We start from the raw sequence: 18,909 nt of genomic DNA, 5'->3' as shown, positions 1-18,909 counted from the left end.
GCGACGGGCCTCGGCCAACTGCGGCCGCGTCAGCGGCAGAACGAAGACATCAGCAACAGCATCCCGCGGCCTGGAAGACACACCATCATGCTCACCCTGCTGAAGCCCCAACCACCACAGAACCAACGAAAAGCTCAGTAGTGGTCCTACCTGTAGGTGACGGAAACACGCGGGCACCCGACCGGACGTGTCGCCGGTCGGGCGCCTGCCGGGCGTCAACTGCCCGTCGTGGAGCGGGTGCCGAGGTCAGATGGCGGGGCCGAAGTCGGTGCAGGTCGGCCGGAATGCGGGGTCGTCGGGGCCGAGGGAGTTGAGGACGTTCTGCAGCACCGGGCCGTCGACGAACATGCCGATGTGGGGCACCGGGTCGGCGGGGCACTGGTCCTGGACGGTTATGTTGCGGACGTTCGGCCCATTCAGGAAGGCGTTGGTGTACGGGGTGACGACCCGGTCCCGGTTGGTCTCGATGACCGTGTAGCGGGGGCCGGGGACGGTGTCGCCGTCCGCCCAGAGCGCCTTCTGGAAGGCGGTGCCCTGGACCTGCTGGGCGAGACCGGGAACGCCGGCGATGTCGTAGAGGACGCTGATCAGGCCGAGGACCCGGAAGGACTCGGCGAGGCTGGACAGCCCGGACACGCTCGTCCCGTGGTTGCTGGGCGCGATCGCGACGAACTTCGCGACCTTGTCGGCCCCGCCCATCCGCTTGAGGTAGTAGTTCGGCACCATGCCGCCCTGCGAGTGGCCGACAAGGTCGACCTTCGCCGCGCCGGAGACGGGCCGTGACGCTTGCCGGAGCCACCCTGATCTCCACGCCCGCCCGCACCGTCCCTCGGGGGAGCAGCCCTTACGCTGGGCGCGCCCCAAAGCTTCCCGAAACGTTGTGCTCCGGCTGGGCCAAAATCTGTGCCCGCGAGCTGAGGTTTCGACGGGACAGGCAGACAGATTCTCTACCGCATTAAGTGGGGCGGGATTCTTCACCGTACACAGGCCGCTTCGGCGTGCTACTGTCGATCTCAGTTGCAGTTGTGGTTCCCAAAACTTCAAGTGCCCTCCGGGCGGCGCCTGTACCACTGGAAGCACTTTTGTTATCCGGTCTTTTCCCGGCGGGGTGATCATCGCGGCGACACGGGGTCCGTGCAGTGCGGATCCCGATGCACTGCCCCAAAGGAGAAATGATATGGCTACTGGTACTGTGAAGTGGTTCAACGCGGAAAAGGGCTTCGGCTTCATCGAGCAGGACGGTGGCGGCGCTGATGTGTTCGCCCACTACTCGAACATTGCCGCCCAGGGCTTCCGCGAGCTGCTGGAGGGCCAGAAGGTGACCTTCGACATCGCGCAGGGCCAGAAGGGCCCGACGGCCGAGAACATCGTTCTCGCCTGACGCTGACTGTCGCGTAGTTGTAGCTGGGGCCCGCGTCCTTCGGGGTGCGGGCCCCAGCTACTCGCATTTTCCGCAGTGGTTTCGCCTGCGAACGACAACCAGGAAACCCGTAGGCTCACCGCCTGCGGAGCATCCTTCAGGGGTGCACGCATCCCTTCATGGCTTCATCGCGGCGGACGCCCGAACATTGCGTCCGCTTCGCGCCACTCATTCCAGCTCCTGTGCCGCACGGATTTTCCGTCGGTCAGATTCGCTTTCGCATTCCACCGGCCCATTCTTGCAATTCTCTGTGCTGCTGATCGCTGCGGGAATTCCTTGATATGTGCCGCATCGAGGAAGGTTCCGCATGAACCGCACACGCACGAACGACCGCTTCACCCGCACCCGTAACGGCAGTGCCGAATCCGGAAGGGGCGGCAGCCGATTCGGTTCATCGGCCAGGAGCCGCTCCGGCGGGCCGGGCCGTTCCGGTGGTTACGGCCGCCGGCCCGCCGCGGCCCAGGGGGAGTTCGCGCTGCCCAGGACGATCACTCCCGCGCTCCCCGCCGTGGAAGGCTTCGCCGATCTCGACATGCCCGGGGCGCTGCTGGGCGCGCTCAGCTCGCAAGGCGTGACCGTACCCTTCCCGATCCAGGCCGCGACCCTGCCGAATTCCCTCGCCGGCCGGGACGTACTGGGCCGTGGCCGCACCGGCTCCGGCAAGACCCTCGCCTTCGGGCTGGCGCTGCTGGCCCGTACGGCCGGGCAGCGCGCCGAGGCGAGGCAGCCGCTGGGGCTGATCCTCGTACCCACGCGTGAGCTGGCGCAGCAGGTCACCGACGCGCTCGCCCCGTACGCCCGCTCCGTGAGGCTGCGGCTGGCCACGCTGGTGGGCGGAATGCCGATCGGCCGGCAGGCGAGCGCGCTGCGCGCTGGCGCCGAGATCGTCGTCGCCACGCCGGGACGCCTCAAAGACCTCATCGACCGTGGCGACTGCCGGCTGAACCGGGTTTCCATCACCGTCCTCGACGAGGCCGACCAGATGGCCGACATGGGCTTCATGCCGCAGGTCACCGCCCTTCTCGACCAGGTCCGCCCCGAAGGCCAGCGCATGCTGTTCTCCGCCACTCTCGACCGCAACGTCGACCTGCTCGTGCGCCGCTACCTCAGCGATCCCGTCGTGCATTCCGTCGACCCCTCGGCCGGCGCGGTCACGACGATGGAGCACCACGTGCTCCACATTCACGGCGCCGACAAGCACACGGCAACCACCCAGATCGCCGCACGCGACGGCCGCGTGATCATGTTCCTCGACACCAAGCACGCCGTCGACGGCCTCACCGAACACCTCCTGAACAGCGGGGTACGGGCCGCCGCCCTGCACGGCGGGAAGTCACAGCCGCAGCGCACCCGCACGCTGGCACAGTTCAAGACCGGACACGTCAACGTGCTGGTAGCGACCAACGTCGCGGCGCGCGGCATCCACGTCGACAACCTCGACCTCGTCGTCAACGTCGACCCGCCGACCGACCACAAGGACTACCTCCACCGCGGCGGCCGTACCGCTCGCGCAGGAGAGTCCGGCAGCGTCGTCACCCTGGTCACCCCCAATCAGCGCCGCGGCATGACCCGCCTCATGGCAGCGGCCGGCATCGTCCCGCAGACCACCCAGGTCCGCGTCGGCGAAGAGGCCCTGCACCGCATCACCGGCGCCCAGGCCCCCTCCGGCATCCCGGTCGTCATCACCGCACCGGTGGTCGAACGCCCCAAGAAGCGCGGCGCCACCTCACGCGGCCGGCGCCGCCCCGTCTCGGCGGCCCGCCGCGCGCTCGTACGGCAGTCCACCGCCGGTACGGCGGCATAGAACCTTCGTGTCGGGAAGCCCGCCCAACTTCGCAGGAGGCACCCTTTGACGCTGGACCAGACGCAGTTCCGCTCAACACCTACCAACGCCGTGCAGACGGCGGCCGATCCCGCGGACGCGGCCGGACCACAGGTCTGGGAGGACATGACCGTGGAGGTGGCACTGTCCGTGATGGCCGCCGCCCGTACAGGTCAGCTGGTCGTCTGCGACGAGGACGGTATGTGCACCGGCCTGGTCACCCGGGACCGGCTCGCGGCCGTTCGTGACGGCTCCGGATACACGGACCGGATCCGCCTGCGTGACATCGCCGACGTCATCGAGCCCTTCGCCTCGCCGCTGGCCACGAGGGCCGAAGCCGAGCGTACGATGCGCTGCCGCCGGCTCGGGGCCCCGCCCCTGGTCGACGGACACGGCAACGCTCTGGGCGTCCTCGGCCTCTCTCGCTGAACCGCCGTCACCCCTGTCCGGGCCCGTCTTCTCTTCCCCCTGGAGGGCTGTGGCGCGCAGAGATGGTGCTCGTGTCCGAACGGCTCCACCGTCAGTAGACGGCGAGGGAGATGGCGATGTAGTGCGCGGTGAAGGCCGCCACGGTCAAGGCGTGGAACACCTCGTGGAAGCCGAACCAGCGGGGCGAGGGGTCGGGGCGTTGGACGGCGTAGACCACCGCGCCCGCGCTGTAGAGGAGACCGCCGGTCACTGTCAGGGTGACCACGGCCGCACCGCCGGTGTGCAGGAAGTCAGGCAGGTAACGCACCGGTGCCCACCCCAGGGCCAGGTAGCAGGGGGTGTACAGCCAGCGGGAAGCGTTGACCCACAGCACGCGGAAGGCGATACCGGTCAGCGCGCCCGTCCATACGATCCACAGCAGCAGGTTTCGCTGGTCAGCAGGGAGGAGGCGCACGGCCAGAGGGGTACAGGTCCCGGCGATGATCAGGAAGATGTTGGCGTGATCGAGGCGACGCAGGACGGCCTCGCCCATCGGCCCCCAGGTACCGAGGTGGTAGACGGCGCTCGTCCCGAACAGCAGCCAGGCGGTGACGGAGTACACGGTGCAGGCCAGGGCCGCCTGCGGGGTCCGAGCCAGGCAGACGAGGACGATGCCGGCGCTCACCGAGGCAGGGACCATCGCGGCATGGAGCCAGCCACGCAGCTTCGGCTTGACCGGCTCGACCAGGTCGGCCGCCCACTCGACCAGGTCGGCAACCGGGTGAGCCTCCTCCCCGGCATTGCCATGATGTGATCCGCCGGGGAGACCGGCTACGGCGTCCCCAGACACAACTTCCCGTCCTGCCCCGTTCTTCTGGGCATCATCGGCAACCATCCGATCATGCTAAGAGCCTGCCCGTGACAGCGTCCGCCGAGGTCGGTCTCGCCACCAACCGGGCTGCGGTGGCCGCCACAGGAAAGTCACGCCGGGCGGGGGACCGGTCGTGCGGTGCGCGCCATGTCGTTTCGGGGGTATTCGTGCGCCTCAACCGGGTTGCTCAGGATGAGGGTGGCGGTGTGGACCCAGTGGTGCACGGAAACGAGGACCAGCCACTGGCCCGCCGCCCGATACCGTCGGCCCTCGCCTTCGAGGGCAGCGAACCGATCACCGAGGCCCGCAGCGCGGCCCGCCGCTTCCTGACCGACGTACAGGCAGTACACGGCATCCTGGTCTCCGACCGCGCGATGGGCACCGTGCAGCTGGCCGTCAGCGAGCTGGTCACCAACGCCTACAAGTACGCGCCCGGCCCCTGCCTGCTGGACGTGGAGGTCAGCGAAGGCGCCGTCCAGATCAGCGCCTGGGGCACCGACCCGACCCTGCCCGCGGCCTGCCCCGCAGACCCGGGCCGGGTCGGGCAGCACGGCCTGGAGATCATCATGGCCATGTGCCAGAGCTTCGAGGTGCGCCGCGAGCCGGTGGGCAAGCGAGTCAGGGCCGCCGTCGTGCTGGCCGACGACCCCGGTGGCGATCCGGCCGGCCGCCTGCTGTCACCGTCCCTGGGCGCCGGAACCTGGCGCAGGTGTCCACCGGCCCGCCGGGTAGTCGGCGGCCCGCTCGGCAGCCTCATGGCGAGTCCGCCACCGGGCCGGTGGCCGATCCCGCCGGCCAACACCCTCCAGGTCGTCGGCCGCCCGCTGAGCAGCCTCCTCCGACGACCGCCGCCGCGGCCCCCTGCTGCGGCGAGCCTCCCGCCGTCGTTCATGGAAGCGGGCCAGCCGGCCTCCGCGCACACCGCAACCCTGCGGATCACTCACGGGACAAGATCATCCCATGGTCCGTTTGACGCGTACCTCGGCGGCCCGGGGGCGGTGGCAGCCCTCAACTCAGGGTCATGATCAATTTCAGCGCCAACGGCTGTACCGATGTAAAGGCCGGTCTCCAGGGCGGTCATGCGCTGTCACCCCACCCTGGATCGGTTGTGTGCCTCCAGGGTCAGCATGTGGTCGCCGAGTCAGGGAGCAACCCGGGACAGCACTCTTTCGAGTGTGTCTGCGGAAGAACTCCAGACGCTAGCCATGGAGAAAACCTGTCGTGGCGACAGTAGACATTGGCCCGCCACAGGGTTACTGTTTTTGTCGTACCCAGCAAGTCGAAGTGGGCACGGCAGACACGAACTGCCATGCCGGCAGGTCAAGCAGGACACGGCCCAAGAGGGCCGTGAGCAGTACCCGCGGTATCCAGCAGTACCACCGAGTAACCGAAGGTAAGGAGCGAGACGCCATCAGGATCGCCCGGGCGAGGAAGAGTCCGCCCGGGTACCGCAGGCCCCGGATTGGAAGGTGGTCCCCGGTCACGCATCCGCGATCCCCGCAGTCCCGCCCTCCCAGGCGGACCCTGCGGACGTACAAGGCCGGCGCAGTTCGCCGGTAGATGGTGTTGAAAGCTCGGGGCCCGGGCGCCAGTACGGCGCCCGGGCCCCCCGACGCGTCCCCCGGAAGAAGAGGTCTATGCCCCCTGGCAGTCCCCGCGCCGTCACCCCTCTCGATGACGACGACTACCCCGCCTACACCATGGGCCGGGCCGCCGACATGCTCGGCACCACCCCCGCCTTCCTGCGCGCCCTCGGCGAACACCGCCTGATCACACCTTTGCGCTCCGAAGGCGGCCACCGCCGCTACTCCCGCTACCAGCTGCGCATCGCTGCCCGTGCCCGCGAACTCGTCGACCAGGGCACCCCCATCGAAGCTGCCTGCCGCATCATCGTCCTCGAAGACCAACTCGAAGAAGCGCAGCGCATCAACGAGCAAATGCGCACACAAGGCCCCGAACCGCAGTCGAAGACCCCAGCCTGACCGGACGCCGGCGCGAAGACACGGACGACGCTCCCGGCCCGCCACCGACTGCACCCCACCATCGGCCCCTGAAACGAGCGCCCTGACTACCACAGGGCAAGGACCCCGGCGATCACCACGCCGGGATCCTTGCCCTGTCCAAGACGGTTCCACCAGTTCCGGGCCGGAGCCCTGCCAGCGCGCCGGTTGCCCATCGGCGGCCTGCCAGGCCCAGTGAGGCACACGCCTGCCGTGTCGACGTCCGTGCCGTCCCGCGCGCCTGGCACGATGGTTCTCATGCAGCCGCTGCCGGCTCCCTACCCCGCCGACCTCATCCCGACGCGACGGGCATGGCGGCCTTCGAAGCGGCGTACCGGCAGGCCAAGGAGCGGGACGCCGTCTTCGTCGCCATCGAGTCTCTGGGTGAGCACTGGACGGTGAAGGCCGACATGATCACCGCTCCGCAGCACGCCGTCGCCGACTCGGTGTAGGACGCCATCCGTGCCGCGGTCATCCAGATGATCCGCGCCGGCGAGATCCGCTCGGACTCCTCCGCGGGGCCGGTCCACTTCGTACTGCACGACGTGGCAGACGAGAGCCGGGCCCGCGAACTCGCAGCCGCCCTGCACGCCGCCCTGTACGGAAACCTGGCGCCGCTCGCCCGCGCGATGCCTACCGCATCCTGACCAGCCGCCTTCAGGACTCCAAGATCATCTCGTGGTGGCTCTTGAGCTCACCTCGGCTGGACCCCGCCTTGACCCCTCCCTGTCCGGCCGCCGGCGTCATCGGATCGTCCCCGGACACCCGTTATGGTGCCCCGACCCTGTCGGGAGGAGGTGATGGATCATCCTGTCCCGCTCTCCGGGTACCGTCAGGGTATGAGTCATCCGCATCCCGAGCTGAAAGCCGCCCCGCCCCTTCCCGAAGGAGGGCTGCGGGTCATAGCCCTGGGCGGCCTGGGTGAGATCGGCCGCAACATGACCGTCTTCGAGCACGCGGGCAAGCTGCTCATCGTCGACTGCGGCGTGCTGTTCCCCGAGGAGACCCAGCCCGGCGTGGACGTGATCCTGCCGGACTTCACCTCGATCCGGGACCGGCTGGACGACATCGTGGGCGTGGTCCTCACCCACGGTCACGAGGACCACATCGGCGGCGTGCCGTACCTGCTGCGGGAGCGGTCCGACATTCCCGTCGTCGGCTCCAAGCTGACGTTGGCGTTCCTGGAGGCCAAGCTCAAGGAACACGGCATCCGGCCGCGCACCGTGCGGGTGCGGGAAGGCGACCGGCGTGGCTTCGGGCCCTTCGACTGCGAGTTCGTAGCGGTCAACCACTCCATCCCCGACAGCCTCGCGGTCGCGATCCGCACCCGGGCCGGGATGGTGCTGCACACCGGCGACTTCAAGATGGACCAGTTCCCCCTCGACGACCGCATCACCGATCTGCGCGCCTTCGCCCGCCTCGGCGAGGAGGGCGTGGACCTGTTCCTCACCGACTCCACCAACGCCGAAGTGCCCGGCTTCACCACCTCCGAGCGAGAGCTGAACCCGGCGATCGAGCAGGTGATGCGCACCGCGCCGCGCCGGGTCATCGTCTCCAGCTTCGCCAGCCACGTGCACCGCATCCAGCAGGTCCTGGACGCCGCCCACCAGCACGGCCGCAAGGTCGCCTTCGTCGGCCGGTCGATGGTCCGCAACATGGGCATCGCCCGTGACCTGGGCTATCTGAAGGTCCCCTCCGGTCTGGTCGTGAGCACGAAGGAGCTGGAGAAGCTCCCCGACCACAAGATCACTCTGGTGTGCACCGGCTCCCAGGGCGAACCGATGGCCGCGCTGTCACGGATGGCCAACCGCGACCACATGATCCGCATCGGCAAGGACGACACCGTCCTGCTCGCCAGCTCCCTCATCCCCGGCAACGAGAACGCCATCTACCGGGTGATCAACGGACTCACCCGGTGGGGCGCCCACGTGGTCCACAAGGGCAACGCCAAGGTGCACGTCTCCGGGCACGCCAGCGCCGGCGAACTCGTCTACTGCTACAACATCGTCAAGCCCCGCAACGTCATGCCCGTGCACGGCGAATGGCGCCACCTGCGGGCCAACGCCGACCTCGCCATCCGTACCGGTGTCGACCCCGACCGGGTCGTCATCGCCGAGGACGGCGTCGTCGTCGACCTGGTCGACGGACGCGCGTCCATCACCGGCAAGGTCCCCGCCGGCAACGTCTACGTGGACGGCATGGAAGTCGGCGGCGCCACCGAGGCGTCCCTCAAGGACCGCCTCACCCTCGCCGCCGAAGGCGTGGTCACGGTGGTGGCGATCGTCGACGCGGACACCGGCGCCCTCGCCGAGGCCCCCGACTTCCTGGCCCGGGGCTTCGTCCACGACGACGCCACCTTCGAGCCGGTCATCCCCGTCATCGAGAAGACCCTGGCCACCGCGGCCAAGGAAGGCGTCGGGGACGCGCGCCAACTCGAACAGCTCATCGCCCGGGCCGTCGCCAACTGGGCGTTCCGCACCTACCGTCGCAAGCCCCTCATCATCCCCGTCATCATCGACGCCTGAGCCACACCCGGGCAGGTGCCCGGGGGCGGACGCCGATGTGCAGGAGGTGAAACCCGGCGACGAGTCGGTCCTGATGTCCAGCCTCATCACCGGCCCACCGGCCCACCGGCCCACCGGGTCGGCCCGGGCGGCCCGGTGGCGAGCGCTGCGCCGGGCATCCCGCAGCGCCTCCAGCAGCTGACCTGCCGCCCGAGCAGCAACATGACGGCCACGGGGATCAGAAACGCGGACAGCCCGGTGTACCGGCCAAAGGAGGAGAGAAAGTCCGTCAGACATGACGCTCATTTGACGCTCCGGCCGCCTCACAGTCCCTACCAGCCGCTCCCGCACCATCGCGGCAGGCGAACCCCTTTTCCGCGCCGCGCAACGCAGCGGAGAAGTGCGCGACGACGTCTCTCTCGGACAGATCCTCGACGGCCTCGTCGCGCTCGCCGGCATCGACAACGACCCGGACTTCCCCGGCGCCCTGATCCGCATCCTGCTCGACGGTCTGCATCCGGATCCGCGCACCACGGGCGGATCGCCGGCTGCCGGTGAAGGCACGGACATCCCCACGACCACAGGAAGGAGCGAGTGAGTGGCGTCCGTCTCCCCGTAAGACCCCGCGCCCGCCTGCGCCGCCGCAGGATCCGCTGCACCACTCCGGACAAGGCCGACCGAGCGCTGCCGTCGAAAGCTCGGGCGTCGAGGCACGGGCCCAGGATCCCTGACGGCCCGCACCCGCGACCAGCGCTTTCACGACGGGCGGAGGGGCATGCCCGACTGCGCTTCTGCACCTGGAGAGTGCTTCCCTCCTGGCAGCGGACAGGACCCGGACGGGCCCCCATCGTTGCAGGTCGGAGCCGCTCTCCACTCGCTCGATCAAGTCCCGGAGAGGCCGGCTCGTGAAAGCCCGAGGCTAATACTGCAACGGTGCGTGCCATGACTGCTGACCAGGTCGGTCATCGGTGTGGTCATAGGTGGGGACCTTGCTGATGTCAGATTGCGGCGAGTGAACTGGACGCTCTGCATAAACGGTTCGTGCACCGGTTCAACAGATCGGAGCCGAGGGAGTCGGCACTGCGCCGTCACCTATGACCGCCTCGGCCGCCGCGGTGACTGGGTCCGCGCACTGCTCGCTGCCGAGCGATGCGCTCCACAGGAGACCCACACTCGCCCGGCGACGAAGTCCTTGATCTCCAACCTGTCGGTTTCCGGTTCCACTTCAACGGAACTGTGCGGTCTCGCCGAACGCAGCGGCGTTCTTGTCTGAGAGCTGACGCCCTGATCGGCGCCCGCGGCGCGTACTGTGCGGGCCCGACTTGCAGTAGAGCGGTCTCAGAACGCTGTGCGGGCATCGCTGCGGGGGTCACCCACGGGAGTCCGCTTGTCGTAGAGTCCGGCTCGGGCAGAGCGACGCCACGGGCGGGCGCAGCGAACGGCCACGTTGATGTCTTCGTCCTGCGAGTCGAGGTCGATGTCCGCGATCGCCAGGGCGGGATGTCCGTTCGCTGGACAGCGCGCCAGCCAGCGGCCGCCGGGCGCCACGATCCCGGACGGCACCGTGGCGCTGAACTGCGCCGGGACCGAGTATCCGAGCCAGTAGTTGTAGAGCGTCCCGTACGCCTGAGCGACACGGGCCCGGGGCGCGTCGTCGACCATCACCGACAGCAGGACACAGTCGACGTCCAAGCGTTCGTACTCGGCGAACACCTCCGGAAAATTGGCCTCGATGCACAGCGCGAAGCCGAACCGAAGGCCGTCCACCTCGATGACAAGCTGCTGATGTCCGGGGGAGTACAGGAAGGACACCTCGGTGTGCGACAGGAACCGTTTGTCATACCGTGCGACCAGCCGGCCGCGGTCGGAGACGACGTAGAGGCTGTTGTGCGGCCGGTTCGGCGGTGTGAGGGGGTGAATCGATCCGAACACCGTCCACAGACCGAGCCTTCCCGCCAGCGCGGTGATCGACTCCGCTTCCTCGCGCAGGACATCCCACGCGGCACGGCTCCAGTCAGCCGGCACCAGCTCGCCGGCCGGGCCCGCCGCCATCACGTGCTTGCTCGGGTAGGTGACCGCCCCCTCGGGGAACTGCACCAACCGCGCACCAGCCCCGGCGGCCTCGACCATCAGGGCCCGGATCTCCTGCCCGGCCACCCACAGTGCTCCTCGATCAGTGGGATCTTCCGGCACCGTGCTCTGCGCGACCGCCAGCCGCAATGTCCTCGCCGCACGGGGACGTGCATCGGGTGCAGAAGTCGTCATCATCTCTCCGATCGGTGAGTGCTTGCTCGGGGGAGGTGAAGGAAGAGCGAGCACGGGGGCGGGGTGTCAGATGGCCAGCTGGGCCGGGGCGCCCTTCGTGGGGCCGGGGGAGGCGGGTGAGGATGCCGGGCAGGGGTCGTTCGCGTGCGACCTCGCCGCGGTGCGCGAGGATCGCGCGCCACTTCACGTCGGCCCAGGGGGTGACGTCGACGCTGGTGGTCACGTACGAGTCCGGCACCGCGAGGACGCTCTTGCCCACGCCTTCGAGTAGCGGGCGGAGCAGGCCGACGCCGGACTCGGGATGCGTGGCGGCGTACAGCGCGGCTGGCTGCCAGGGCGGTCCCGCTTCGGGGTGCAAGTGGGCGAGGCCGACGGCTTCGATGGCGAGCAGGGTGATCTGGTGGGTGCGTGCGTGGTCGGGGTGGCCGGTCAGCTGTCCTACTGCATCGTGCGTGACGACGATGTCCGGCTTGAAGTCGCGGATGTGGTCGACGAGACGACCGATGGCCTCGTCGAGGGGAGCGTCGACGAGGCGTGGCTCACCCGGGGCCGACTCCGGGTTGCGGGCGTCGCCGTAACCGAGCAGCCGCGAGGGGCCGGCACCCAGGACGGCCAGGGCATCGGCGAGTTCGGGCGCGCGGCGGCTGTTCGGGGCCCAGGTGGCGGTGACGACCGCCGTGCGGGCCCCGGTCGCGGCATGCTGGGCGAGGACGCCTCCGGCGAGGAGGGACTCGTCGTCCGGATGTGCGAAGACTGCAAGCAAGCTGGGCAGCACGGGGGTCTCCGGGGCGGTCACGGTTCGGGGACGGGGGTATCGGTGAGGTGCTCGGCGTGGCGGGCGAGGTGGGGAGCGAGGTCCGGGTGGTCGCCGCGCCCGGCGACCTGGAGGAGCTGGGCGAGCGCGACGAGTTCACCGGCCTGTCCGGCGGGCGTGTCCAGGACGTGGGCGAACTCGTGGCGGATCCGGGCGGCCGTGGCCGGCCGGGTGAGGCTGTACGCGTGAAGGAGCCCGACGTCGAAACCCATGGGGACCCGGCCCCATCCTTCCCAGTCGAGCATGACCAGCGGCGGGCCGGTGAGGTTCGCCCAGTGAAGGTCGCCGTGTCCAGTGGTCCAGGCGTTGACCTGGAAGGTGGGGATGCCCAGGAACCGGGTGAGGTTCTTGTCGACCCACCGCTGCCGTACGGCCTGCCGGTCGGTCAGGACGGTCGACGTCGCCTTCAGAGCCAGGCGGAGGTCGGCCCACCACGCGGACGGCAGATCGAGGTCCGCTGTGAGGACCGGGCTGCCAGTTTGGAGGGCGGGCAGTGGCACGTACTCGGACAGCTCCGCGCGGTAGGCGTGGCCGTGTGTGGACCATTCGAGCACGTCATGGAGCCGGGGCCGTGGCACGGTCGGGGGTAGCGCATGGTGGGCCGTGGCCGTTCCCTCCCACAGGCGGAGGTTGCGCTTGTCCTGCGGCGCGCAGACCAGGCGGAGCCACCACTGGTCGGCCCGGCGGCCCAGGGTGCGGCCCTGCCGGCCCCACACGTCCGGGCCGGTGGGCGTCACCTTGAACGTCCGGGCCGCAGCCGCGTGGGCATGACGCATCCGGACCTGGTCGTCGCGGTCGTGCGGCGGCACGAACACAGCCGTGGACGGGGAACCGGCCGCGGAGCCGGCCGCCGTGGTCACGAACACGCTCCGCGCGCTCGGTCCGGAGGGGTCGCGGAGGGGCGCCGGCCGCCCCTGACGAGGGTCGGGACGGAGTGGAGGGTGAAGGTCATGCCTGTGGTGTCTCCGGTGGTCGGGGCCGTGCGGGGGCTGGGAGATGCAGGTGAGCGAGGGCTGCTTGAAGGGGCTGCTCGGATGTGAGGGCGCTGGTGTCGATGAGGTGGCCACCGGCGTGGATCCAGTCGGTGGCGGCCTGCTGGTAGCCGGCGCCGACGGCAGTAGGCGCGGACGGCTTCGCCGGAAGCCTCCCAGCTGACTGCGATCCGCTCCTGGAGTACCGCCGGAACGGCGTGCACGACGAGGTGGTGAAAGCTGCAGGCCTGGCGCAGCGGGGGTGAAGATCTCCTCGGCGTACCTGAGGCTGAGGACGGTCATCGGCAGGATGCTGGGGTCGCCCGTGCGCCGGACCAGGCAGGCGGCGAAGTCGCCGGTCAACTGCCGCCACAGCGGCAGATCCTGGTAGTCCCTGGGCCGTAGGGCGTTGTCCGGCGAGCATGCTGCGCAGCAGGTCGCCGACGGCCTCCGGGGCAGCGACCATCACGCCGGGCAGAACTCGGGTCGGGCATCGAGGCGGCCGGCTGCGGCGGCCGGTATCCAGGCCGAGGGGCCGGCGCCGGTCATCGGGTGGCCGGCCGCGGCGAGGCGCGGAGTCATCTCGCCGTTGCCGCAGCCGCCATCCAGAACGCGGACCGGCTGGGCCGGGAGTTCGGCGAGGAGTCGGCGTTCGATCAGGTCGTGGCGGAGTCGGCCCCGCGCGCTGTCGGAGTGGTCGGTGTACGCCGCGCCCACCTTGTCGAAGCCGGTCAGCTCCCCCACCCCAGCTCCGTGTAGACGCGGCGAGCCTGAATGCCTTCGATCGCGGCGCGGGTGTAGGGGACGATCGGCCCGGGCAGGTCCTTGGCGCTCCACCACTGCCAGGCCACGCACTTGTCCGGCTCCCGAAGCGCCGGCGTACCCTCCCAGCGGCGGGCCCGGAAGAAGAGCTGGATCCGGGGCGGGTCCGCAAGCCGCTCACGCATGTGCACGGTATGGACGAGCTCCACGTCGGCCGGGTCGATCACCAGCCCCGCCTCCTCGTACGCCTCCCTCACGAGGCAGGCGGTCGCGGCCTCCGCCTCGCAGTGGCCCGCGAGCACGTGCCAGGAGCCGCCCGCGTACGCCGAGCCCGGGTGCCGCAGACCCAGCAGGATCTGGCCGCCGCGTTCGAGGTAGAGGTGGACGCCGACCACGTTCAGCACGGTCCCGGCCGGCGCCTTTGCCGACGCGGGCCCCGCGGCCACCGCCGGTTTGTCAGCGGGCGCGGGGTGCTCGGCGGCGTGCCGCTCCAGCAACGTCCTGGTCGACGACAGCATCGTCATGTACGGGAACTTCTCGGGCCGCACCCAGGCGAGCATCACGCCCTCTGTGAGGGAGAGCCGTGTCGGGTCGCCGTTCCAGCGGCCGGAGAACAGCTGGATCGGCACGCGGGTTCCGTCGGCGCCGGTGACGTGCTCGACCGCGTACGGCTCCAGACCCGCGAGAGTCAGGCCGGCCTCTTCGCGCAGCTCCCGACGGACCGTGTCGAGGAGGGTGCGGTCCTGCGGCTCCCTGCCGCCGCCGAGCAGCGACCAGCAGCCGGGCTCCCAGATCCACGGCTTATTGGCATCCCGTAGGTGCAGTAAGTAGCGGCCTTGGCCGTCGTGGATGATCGCGGACGCGCTCACCGGCTCGGGCTCGAGCGGCTGGGTGCTGTCGGCGCCGTCCGCGGCCGCCGCCTGCGACAGGCTCTCGGCCCTGCCGCTGTCTCGTTCGGCTGACGTCATATGCGTTCCCCCTCGTGGACGTGATGGCGGCGTCACGGTGTTCAACGACGCTGCCCCGATATCGAACACCTGGTCTTTCGGACGGGTTGTGCACCCTGAGGTTGAGCGCTTTTCCGAAGATGCGCAGTGCACCGACCCTTGCCGCCCAAGAGCACGCACCCGGGGCGGATTGGCCGAAACGCCGACGCTCAGGACACCCTCGCGTCGGCGGGGAAGACGACATCATCGACAGGTACGGACACGTCGACTCCGGAACACCCCCGCGTCGGCGGGGAAGACGCTACCGAGGCCGAACGTCTGTATGAAGCTGAGGTCTTTCCCGCCGACGCGAGGGTGTTCCGTCGACGGGAACCCGGCGGCGGGTTCCTGCGGTGTCCTCCCCGCCGACGCGGGGGTGTTCTGACCGCCTGGAAAAAGGTGTCCGGGATCGTGAACAACTGCTGTGTTCTGTTACACCCCAACGGTTGTGTCCCCGGCCCAGGGCTGATTCATAGTCGTCGTGGCCACAGGTTGTCGCTGGTCAGGGCAGCCTGAGTAGGCCGAGGGGGCGGGTGCGGGGCGCATAGGAGACCTCGCGCAGGCCGACCGCGATGCTGCGGTTCCCGGCCCGACGAAGAATGTCGGTGCGCGAGCCGCGCGCGGTCTGCGGTGTCCGGGTGCGACCCGCGTCCGGTCGGCGTGCCTGCGGGCCTTCGGGCAAGCCGAGTGCCTGGTACAGGGCCGTGAGGTGGTCGCGGGCGGCGAGGGCGTGCCGGACGGTGCGGCAGAGCTGTTCGCTCCGTTACTCCGACCGCTCCGGCCAGCGCCTACCCCACTCCTTGACCACCCGGTCGCCGACGGCGAGCGACTGGTACGTCCGGCTGTTCACCTCGATGGTGAGCTCCCGCCCCTCGTCGGTGCGGATCCGCATCGTGCAGTGGCCCGTCGGGCCGTAGGTACCGGTCGAACTGCTCACCCACCGGCCGGTGACCTCCCCGGTGTAGGCGTCGTTGACCTCGCTCACCCGCTGCGCGGCGATCATCGCCAGGACCATGGCGAGCGGGCCGATGGAGAGGAGCAGGACCATGGTGTTCGACATGTGCGCCCCCCGCGTCGACGACGGCACAGGCCATCCACGGCAGCGTACCGGTCTTGTGGGCACCGGCCCAGAAGGCATACGCAGAGGGGTTGTTCGGCCCCGGTCCGGGGGCAGGGCTGACTCATAGTCCGGGTGGTGGGCGTCGTGCAGGTCCTCGGAGGGTGACGGGACTGGCGAGGCCGTCACGAACGCAAGGAGGCTCCGGTTGACGGGGTGACCGACCAAAGTCGCCCTGCATCACCGGAGCCTCGATGTGCCGCCAGTCTGCCACCGTCTGCCTGATCAAGTCGCCCAGCCCCGCCACACGCGAACTGTCCGTGTTGACCAATCGGTTGACCGCTCTGTCCGACCCGCGCGACCGTCGCGGACGACGACACTCGCTGGTCGCGGTTCTCCTCACCGCCGCCTGCGCGGTCCTGGCCGGCGCCCGCTCCTGCCTGGCGATCGGGCAATGGGCCCGCCGCGCTCCCCGGGCGAGCCAGTCCCGCCAGGCAGCTGCTTCCTCCAGGTGGCCGGTGAGTACCAGGACGCTCAGCGCGATCGCGGCGTCCCGCAGCCAGGTGTAGCGGTAGTCCCAGTTCCGCTCGCCGCCGATCTCCTCCGGCAGTGAGGTGGTGGGCGCGGCGACCATGCCGCCGGTGGGGGCGTAGGTGAGGGCCTCGAGCGTGATCAGCGAGCGGTGTACTTCCTGCTGGTAGGGGCCGGTGTAGGTGCTGCGGGCGGACCAGTCGGACCAGAACGCGATGGTGCTCTCCAGGGCGGCTGCGGGGCCCGGCCTGGGCGGGGCGGGCAGGTGGGAGGGCTGCCAGGACAGCGCGAGGACCTGCCGTTCGCCGGGGCGGATGCTGAAGGCAGCTGCCACGGTCCCGTTCGCGCGCTCGCTCAGCGCTATCGAGGAGTCCAGGTAGAGGGCGTCCGGTCCGGCGAGTGCCGCGTACCGGTCGCCGCCGAACTGGTGGGGGTGGCGCACCAGGCGGGGCGCGACCTTGCCGTAGGCGAAGCGGACCAGGAGCCGCGAGGACATCTGCACCACTCCGCGAACGCCCTGGACGATACGGATCAGCTGAGGGTTTCCGCAGCCGGGGGCTCGGGTCGGCGTGAAGTCCAGGACGCGCGCCTGCCCGCCGGGCACGGTCCAGGTCGTCTCCAGCACGAGCGTGCCGGGCAGGTACCGGCGCCGCACGTGCGCGTCGGGGTCGGTCGCGCGTACTTCCCACGAGCCGTGCTCCGGGGTGCCGATCAGCGAGGCGAACACGGCGGGGGAGTCGAAGTCGGGAAAGCTCTGCCAGGTGACGATGCCTGAGCGGTGGATCAGGGCGGCGGTGTGCAGGTCGCCGACGAGGGCGTGGTCCTCGATGAGCGCGGTCATGAAGGTTCCGTTCGAATTGGTCGCCGGCCGGGAAGAGGCTGGCGGATCGTGCGGGTGCGGGTGCGGGTGCGGGTGCGGGGTGCGGGTGGGGCAGCGGGGCCGCCCGCGGCGAGGACGCGTGCTGGCGAGAGCGATGGCCCGGGCCAGGCGTCAGGCGGTGCCCTCGGGGGTCGATCGGTGTTGTGGTGCAGGGGCCCGGCGTGGGGCGGTGACCTTGTCGTGAGGGGAACACGAGTCGGGCAGTCGTCCCCACGCCGGGGGTTGTGCCTGTCCGGCGGCCCAGGCCGAGGGGGGCATCCGGGCCGCCGGACAGGGGTCCATGCGGCGCGCTCCAGCTCCCAGAGCAGTTCGTCCAGGGCCACAGTCCGGAAGGAGCTGAGCCGGCGCACGAGCTGGGAGGCGAGGACGGTCGGCAGGAGCGGGTGGCCGTAGGGGATGGGCCCGTCCGGCCGGGCCACGACCTGCACGCCCTGGTCGCCGTAGCCATAGCCGAAGCCGGTCACCCCGTACAGGGGCGCGCTCTGCGCCAGGAACACCATCGGGTCGCGGGTGAGGTGCGGGCACAGGTCGGCGGCGGGGCGCGCGTGCCGGGAGCACACCGGCGGCTGGTTCGTGAGGATCACCGGCTGTTCGAGGTCCATGGCGTTCGGCCCGGCGAGGAAGACGTACCCGAGCGGGGTGCGCGCGGGGTCGGTGCAGACCTGGCAGCGCAGCGCCTGCATCGTGCCGCGCTGTCGCAGGGGGTGCATCATCCGCCATTGCGGCTTGCCCGCCGACATCCCGAGGTCGTCGACCTCGCCGAAGGAGCAGCGGGCCCACAGCACGCCGCGCAGGTCGCGGTCGCGGGGGTCCTCGTCGGCGTAGCGCAGCCGGTAGCGGTCCGGCCCGAGCGAGGTCAGTATGAGGTTGGCGGGAGCGGCTTCCTCCCCTTCGGGCTGGACGACGAAGGGGATCAGGGGCGGCTCGGTGCGCACGGTGTTCTCTCTCGTACGGGGCAGGGCGGCGTGGGCGGGCGTCTGGGGGTGGGTCATGCCACCTCCTTCACGCAGCGCGCGGCGACTGTGGGCGGCAGCGAGGCAGTCGACGAGGAAGAGGCCGCGGCCCTGCTCGGCGTCGTCGTCGGCGTAGCGGACGACCGGCCGGCCAGGCGTCTCGTCGTGCACGGCCAGGTGCAGGAAGCCGTCGCGGACCGCCATGGTGAAGGTGACCTGTGCGCCATGGCCGTGCTGGAGGGCGCTGGTGACCAGCTCGGAGACGATGAGCGTGGCGTCGTCGACGAGCGTCTCCAGGCCGCAGTACCGCAACCGGGCCGCGACCAGGCGTCGGGCCATTCCCACGCGGCGCGCGTCGGGTTCAGAGATGTCGGCCCCGGCCTGGGGCGGGTAGACCTCGAAGCACACGCTCACCCGGTCATAGGGGCGGTGCGCGCATTCGGGCTGATGGGGTAAGTGGTCTGCCGCTGCGGCGTCCGGCAGAGGAGAGTCAGCGGCATCTGGGGTGGTTCGACGGGCGCGCCCCGAGGCCGGGAGGTGGGTAGTCGTCATGGTCGGCTCCATGTCGAAATGGCGTGTGACGACATGGTGGCGGACCGTGAAGACCCCAACTATCCAGACTTCTTGATAGTTGGGGCCAAAGCTTCACTGATTGTGACTTGGTG

Annotated in this window: 17 protein-coding genes and 3 pseudogenes; 10 read left to right on the top strand and 10 right to left on the bottom strand. The window is 70.0% G+C overall.

Annotation, left to right across the window (positions count from 1 at the left end):
- Nucleotides 1–246: 246 nt before the first annotated feature.
- Nucleotides 247–726: a hypothetical protein gene (locus ACH4F6_RS39615; RefSeq protein WP_397965519.1), complete on the bottom strand. Its 480-nt coding sequence runs from the start codon at nt 724–726 to the stop codon at nt 247–249.
- Between the two features lie 451 nt (nt 727–1,177).
- Between ACH4F6_RS39615 and ACH4F6_RS39610 the strand changes: the two genes are divergently transcribed.
- From ACH4F6_RS39610 to ACH4F6_RS39600, 3 genes are all read left to right on the top strand, one after another.
- The gene (locus ACH4F6_RS39610; RefSeq protein WP_031045667.1) at nt 1,178–1,381 is read left to right on the top strand and encodes a cold-shock protein; all 204 of its coding nucleotides are present in this window, start codon (nt 1,178–1,180) and stop codon (nt 1,379–1,381) included.
- Nucleotides 1,382–1,727: 346 nt separating this feature from the next.
- Complete coding sequence (locus ACH4F6_RS39605) at nt 1,728–3,224, top strand: DEAD/DEAH box helicase (RefSeq protein WP_397965518.1); 1,497 nt, start codon at nt 1,728–1,730, stop codon at nt 3,222–3,224.
- A 45-nt stretch (nt 3,225–3,269) separates the two neighbouring features.
- Nucleotides 3,270–3,671: a CBS domain-containing protein gene (locus ACH4F6_RS39600; RefSeq protein WP_397965516.1), complete on the top strand. Its 402-nt coding sequence runs from the start codon at nt 3,270–3,272 to the stop codon at nt 3,669–3,671.
- 91 nt (nt 3,672–3,762) lie between these two features.
- On the opposite strand, the gene ACH4F6_RS39595 is transcribed toward ACH4F6_RS39600, so the two are convergent.
- Complete coding sequence (locus ACH4F6_RS39595) at nt 3,763–4,545, bottom strand: hemolysin III family protein (protein WP_397965515.1); 783 nt, start codon at nt 4,543–4,545, stop codon at nt 3,763–3,765.
- Nucleotides 4,546–4,739: 194 nt separating this feature from the next.
- Between ACH4F6_RS39595 and ACH4F6_RS39590 the strand changes: the two are divergent.
- The 6 genes and pseudogenes from ACH4F6_RS39590 to ACH4F6_RS39565 form a co-directional block, all read left to right on the top strand.
- A pseudogene (locus ACH4F6_RS39590) lies at nt 4,740–5,195 on the top strand (ATP-binding protein); the annotation flags it as partial.
- A gap of 963 nt (nt 5,196–6,158) precedes the next feature.
- Nucleotides 6,159–6,503, top strand: a complete 345-nt coding sequence (locus ACH4F6_RS39585) for a MerR family transcriptional regulator (RefSeq protein WP_397965513.1) — start codon at nt 6,159–6,161, stop codon at nt 6,501–6,503.
- A gap of 329 nt (nt 6,504–6,832) precedes the next feature.
- Nucleotides 6,833–6,973 carry a hypothetical protein gene (locus ACH4F6_RS39580; RefSeq protein ID WP_397965512.1) on the top strand — a complete coding sequence of 47 codons (141 nt, stop codon included), beginning with the start codon at nt 6,833–6,835 and terminating at the stop codon, nt 6,971–6,973.
- Between the two features lie 27 nt (nt 6,974–7,000).
- Entirely contained in the window at nt 7,001–7,168 is a 168-nt protein-coding gene (locus ACH4F6_RS39575; protein WP_397965510.1) for a hypothetical protein, read from the top strand.
- 192 nt (nt 7,169–7,360) lie between these two features.
- Nucleotides 7,361–9,046, top strand: a complete 1,686-nt coding sequence (locus ACH4F6_RS39570) for a ribonuclease J (RefSeq protein ID WP_397965509.1) — start codon at nt 7,361–7,363, stop codon at nt 9,044–9,046.
- A 319-nt stretch (nt 9,047–9,365) separates the two neighbouring features.
- Nucleotides 9,366–9,623: pseudogene (locus ACH4F6_RS39565) on the top strand (hypothetical protein); the annotation flags it as partial.
- 740 nt (nt 9,624–10,363) lie between these two features.
- Here ACH4F6_RS39565 and ACH4F6_RS39560 read toward each other — a convergent pair.
- From ACH4F6_RS39560 to ACH4F6_RS39535, 6 genes are all read right to left on the bottom strand, one after another.
- Nucleotides 10,364–11,182, bottom strand: a complete 819-nt coding sequence (locus tag ACH4F6_RS39560) for a carbon-nitrogen hydrolase family protein (protein WP_397965507.1) — start codon at nt 11,180–11,182, stop codon at nt 10,364–10,366.
- Nucleotides 11,183–11,198: 16 nt separating this feature from the next.
- Complete coding sequence (locus ACH4F6_RS39555; RefSeq protein ID WP_397965506.1) at nt 11,199–12,086, bottom strand: PIG-L deacetylase family protein; 888 nt, start codon at nt 12,084–12,086, stop codon at nt 11,199–11,201.
- A complete protein-coding gene (locus tag ACH4F6_RS39550) occupies nt 12,083–12,964 on the bottom strand; it encodes a hypothetical protein (RefSeq protein WP_397965505.1) in 882 nt (293 codons plus the stop codon). The genes ACH4F6_RS39555 and ACH4F6_RS39550 overlap by 4 nt, the downstream gene beginning before the upstream one ends.
- A gap of 576 nt (nt 12,965–13,540) precedes the next feature.
- On the bottom strand, nt 13,541–13,819 hold the full coding sequence (locus ACH4F6_RS39545) for a hypothetical protein (protein ID WP_397965504.1): 279 nt from the start codon (nt 13,817–13,819) through the stop codon (nt 13,541–13,543).
- The gene (locus ACH4F6_RS39540) at nt 13,807–14,805 is read right to left on the bottom strand and encodes an NUDIX domain-containing protein (RefSeq protein ID WP_397965502.1); all 999 of its coding nucleotides are present in this window, start codon (nt 14,803–14,805) and stop codon (nt 13,807–13,809) included. Before ACH4F6_RS39540 ends, ACH4F6_RS39545 begins: the two co-directional genes overlap by 13 nt.
- Nucleotides 14,806–15,586: 781 nt before the next feature.
- The gene (locus ACH4F6_RS39535) at nt 15,587–15,883 is read right to left on the bottom strand and encodes a hypothetical protein (RefSeq protein ID WP_397965501.1); all 297 of its coding nucleotides are present in this window, start codon (nt 15,881–15,883) and stop codon (nt 15,587–15,589) included.
- Between the two features lie 251 nt (nt 15,884–16,134).
- Between ACH4F6_RS39535 and ACH4F6_RS39530 the strand changes: the two genes are divergently transcribed.
- Nucleotides 16,135–16,449 carry a transposase family protein gene (locus tag ACH4F6_RS39530; RefSeq protein WP_397965522.1) on the top strand — a complete coding sequence of 105 codons (315 nt, stop codon included), beginning with the start codon at nt 16,135–16,137 and terminating at the stop codon, nt 16,447–16,449.
- Here ACH4F6_RS39530 and ACH4F6_RS39525 read toward each other — a convergent pair.
- A pseudogene (locus tag ACH4F6_RS39525) lies at nt 16,410–17,252 on the bottom strand (glycoside hydrolase family 15 protein); the annotation flags it as partial. The gene ACH4F6_RS39530 and the pseudogene ACH4F6_RS39525 sit on opposite strands and share 40 nt — an antisense overlap.
- Nucleotides 17,249–18,658, bottom strand: coding sequence for an ATP-binding protein (locus tag ACH4F6_RS39520; RefSeq protein WP_397965500.1), 1,410 nt, complete (start codon nt 18,656–18,658; stop codon nt 17,249–17,251). The gene ACH4F6_RS39520 and the pseudogene ACH4F6_RS39525, both read right to left, overlap by 4 nt.
- Between the last annotated feature and the right edge of the window lie 251 nt (nt 18,659–18,909).

The organism is Streptomyces sp. NPDC017936, assembly GCF_044328485.1.
GTDB lineage: Bacteria > Actinomycetota > Actinomycetes > Streptomycetales > Streptomycetaceae > Streptomyces.
This window is presented reverse-complemented; position numbering and strand designations above follow the sequence as displayed.

Coding starts and splice junctions, on each gene's coding strand:
- ACH4F6_RS39535 (WP_397965501.1), bottom strand. CDS start 15,883: ATGTCGAACACCATGGTCCTGCTCCTCTCCATCGGCCCGCTCGCCATG.
- ACH4F6_RS39615 (WP_397965519.1), bottom strand. CDS start 726: ATGGTGCCGAACTACTACCTCAAGCGGATGGGCGGGGCCGACAAGGTC.
- ACH4F6_RS39530 (WP_397965522.1), top strand. CDS start 16,135: ATGTGCCGCCAGTCTGCCACCGTCTGCCTGATCAAGTCGCCCAGCCCC.
- ACH4F6_RS39575 (WP_397965510.1), top strand. CDS start 7,001: ATGATCCGCGCCGGCGAGATCCGCTCGGACTCCTCCGCGGGGCCGGTC.
- ACH4F6_RS39570 (WP_397965509.1), top strand. CDS start 7,361: ATGAGTCATCCGCATCCCGAGCTGAAAGCCGCCCCGCCCCTTCCCGAA.
- ACH4F6_RS39540 (WP_397965502.1), bottom strand. CDS start 14,805: ATGACGTCAGCCGAACGAGACAGCGGCAGGGCCGAGAGCCTGTCGCAG.
- ACH4F6_RS39585 (WP_397965513.1), top strand. CDS start 6,159: ATGCCCCCTGGCAGTCCCCGCGCCGTCACCCCTCTCGATGACGACGAC.
- ACH4F6_RS39595 (WP_397965515.1), bottom strand. CDS start 4,545: ATGGTTGCCGATGATGCCCAGAAGAACGGGGCAGGACGGGAAGTTGTG.
- ACH4F6_RS39580 (WP_397965512.1), top strand. CDS start 6,833: ATGGCGGCCTTCGAAGCGGCGTACCGGCAGGCCAAGGAGCGGGACGCC.
- ACH4F6_RS39610 (WP_031045667.1), top strand. CDS start 1,178: ATGGCTACTGGTACTGTGAAGTGGTTCAACGCGGAAAAGGGCTTCGGC.
- ACH4F6_RS39605 (WP_397965518.1), top strand. CDS start 1,728: ATGAACCGCACACGCACGAACGACCGCTTCACCCGCACCCGTAACGGC.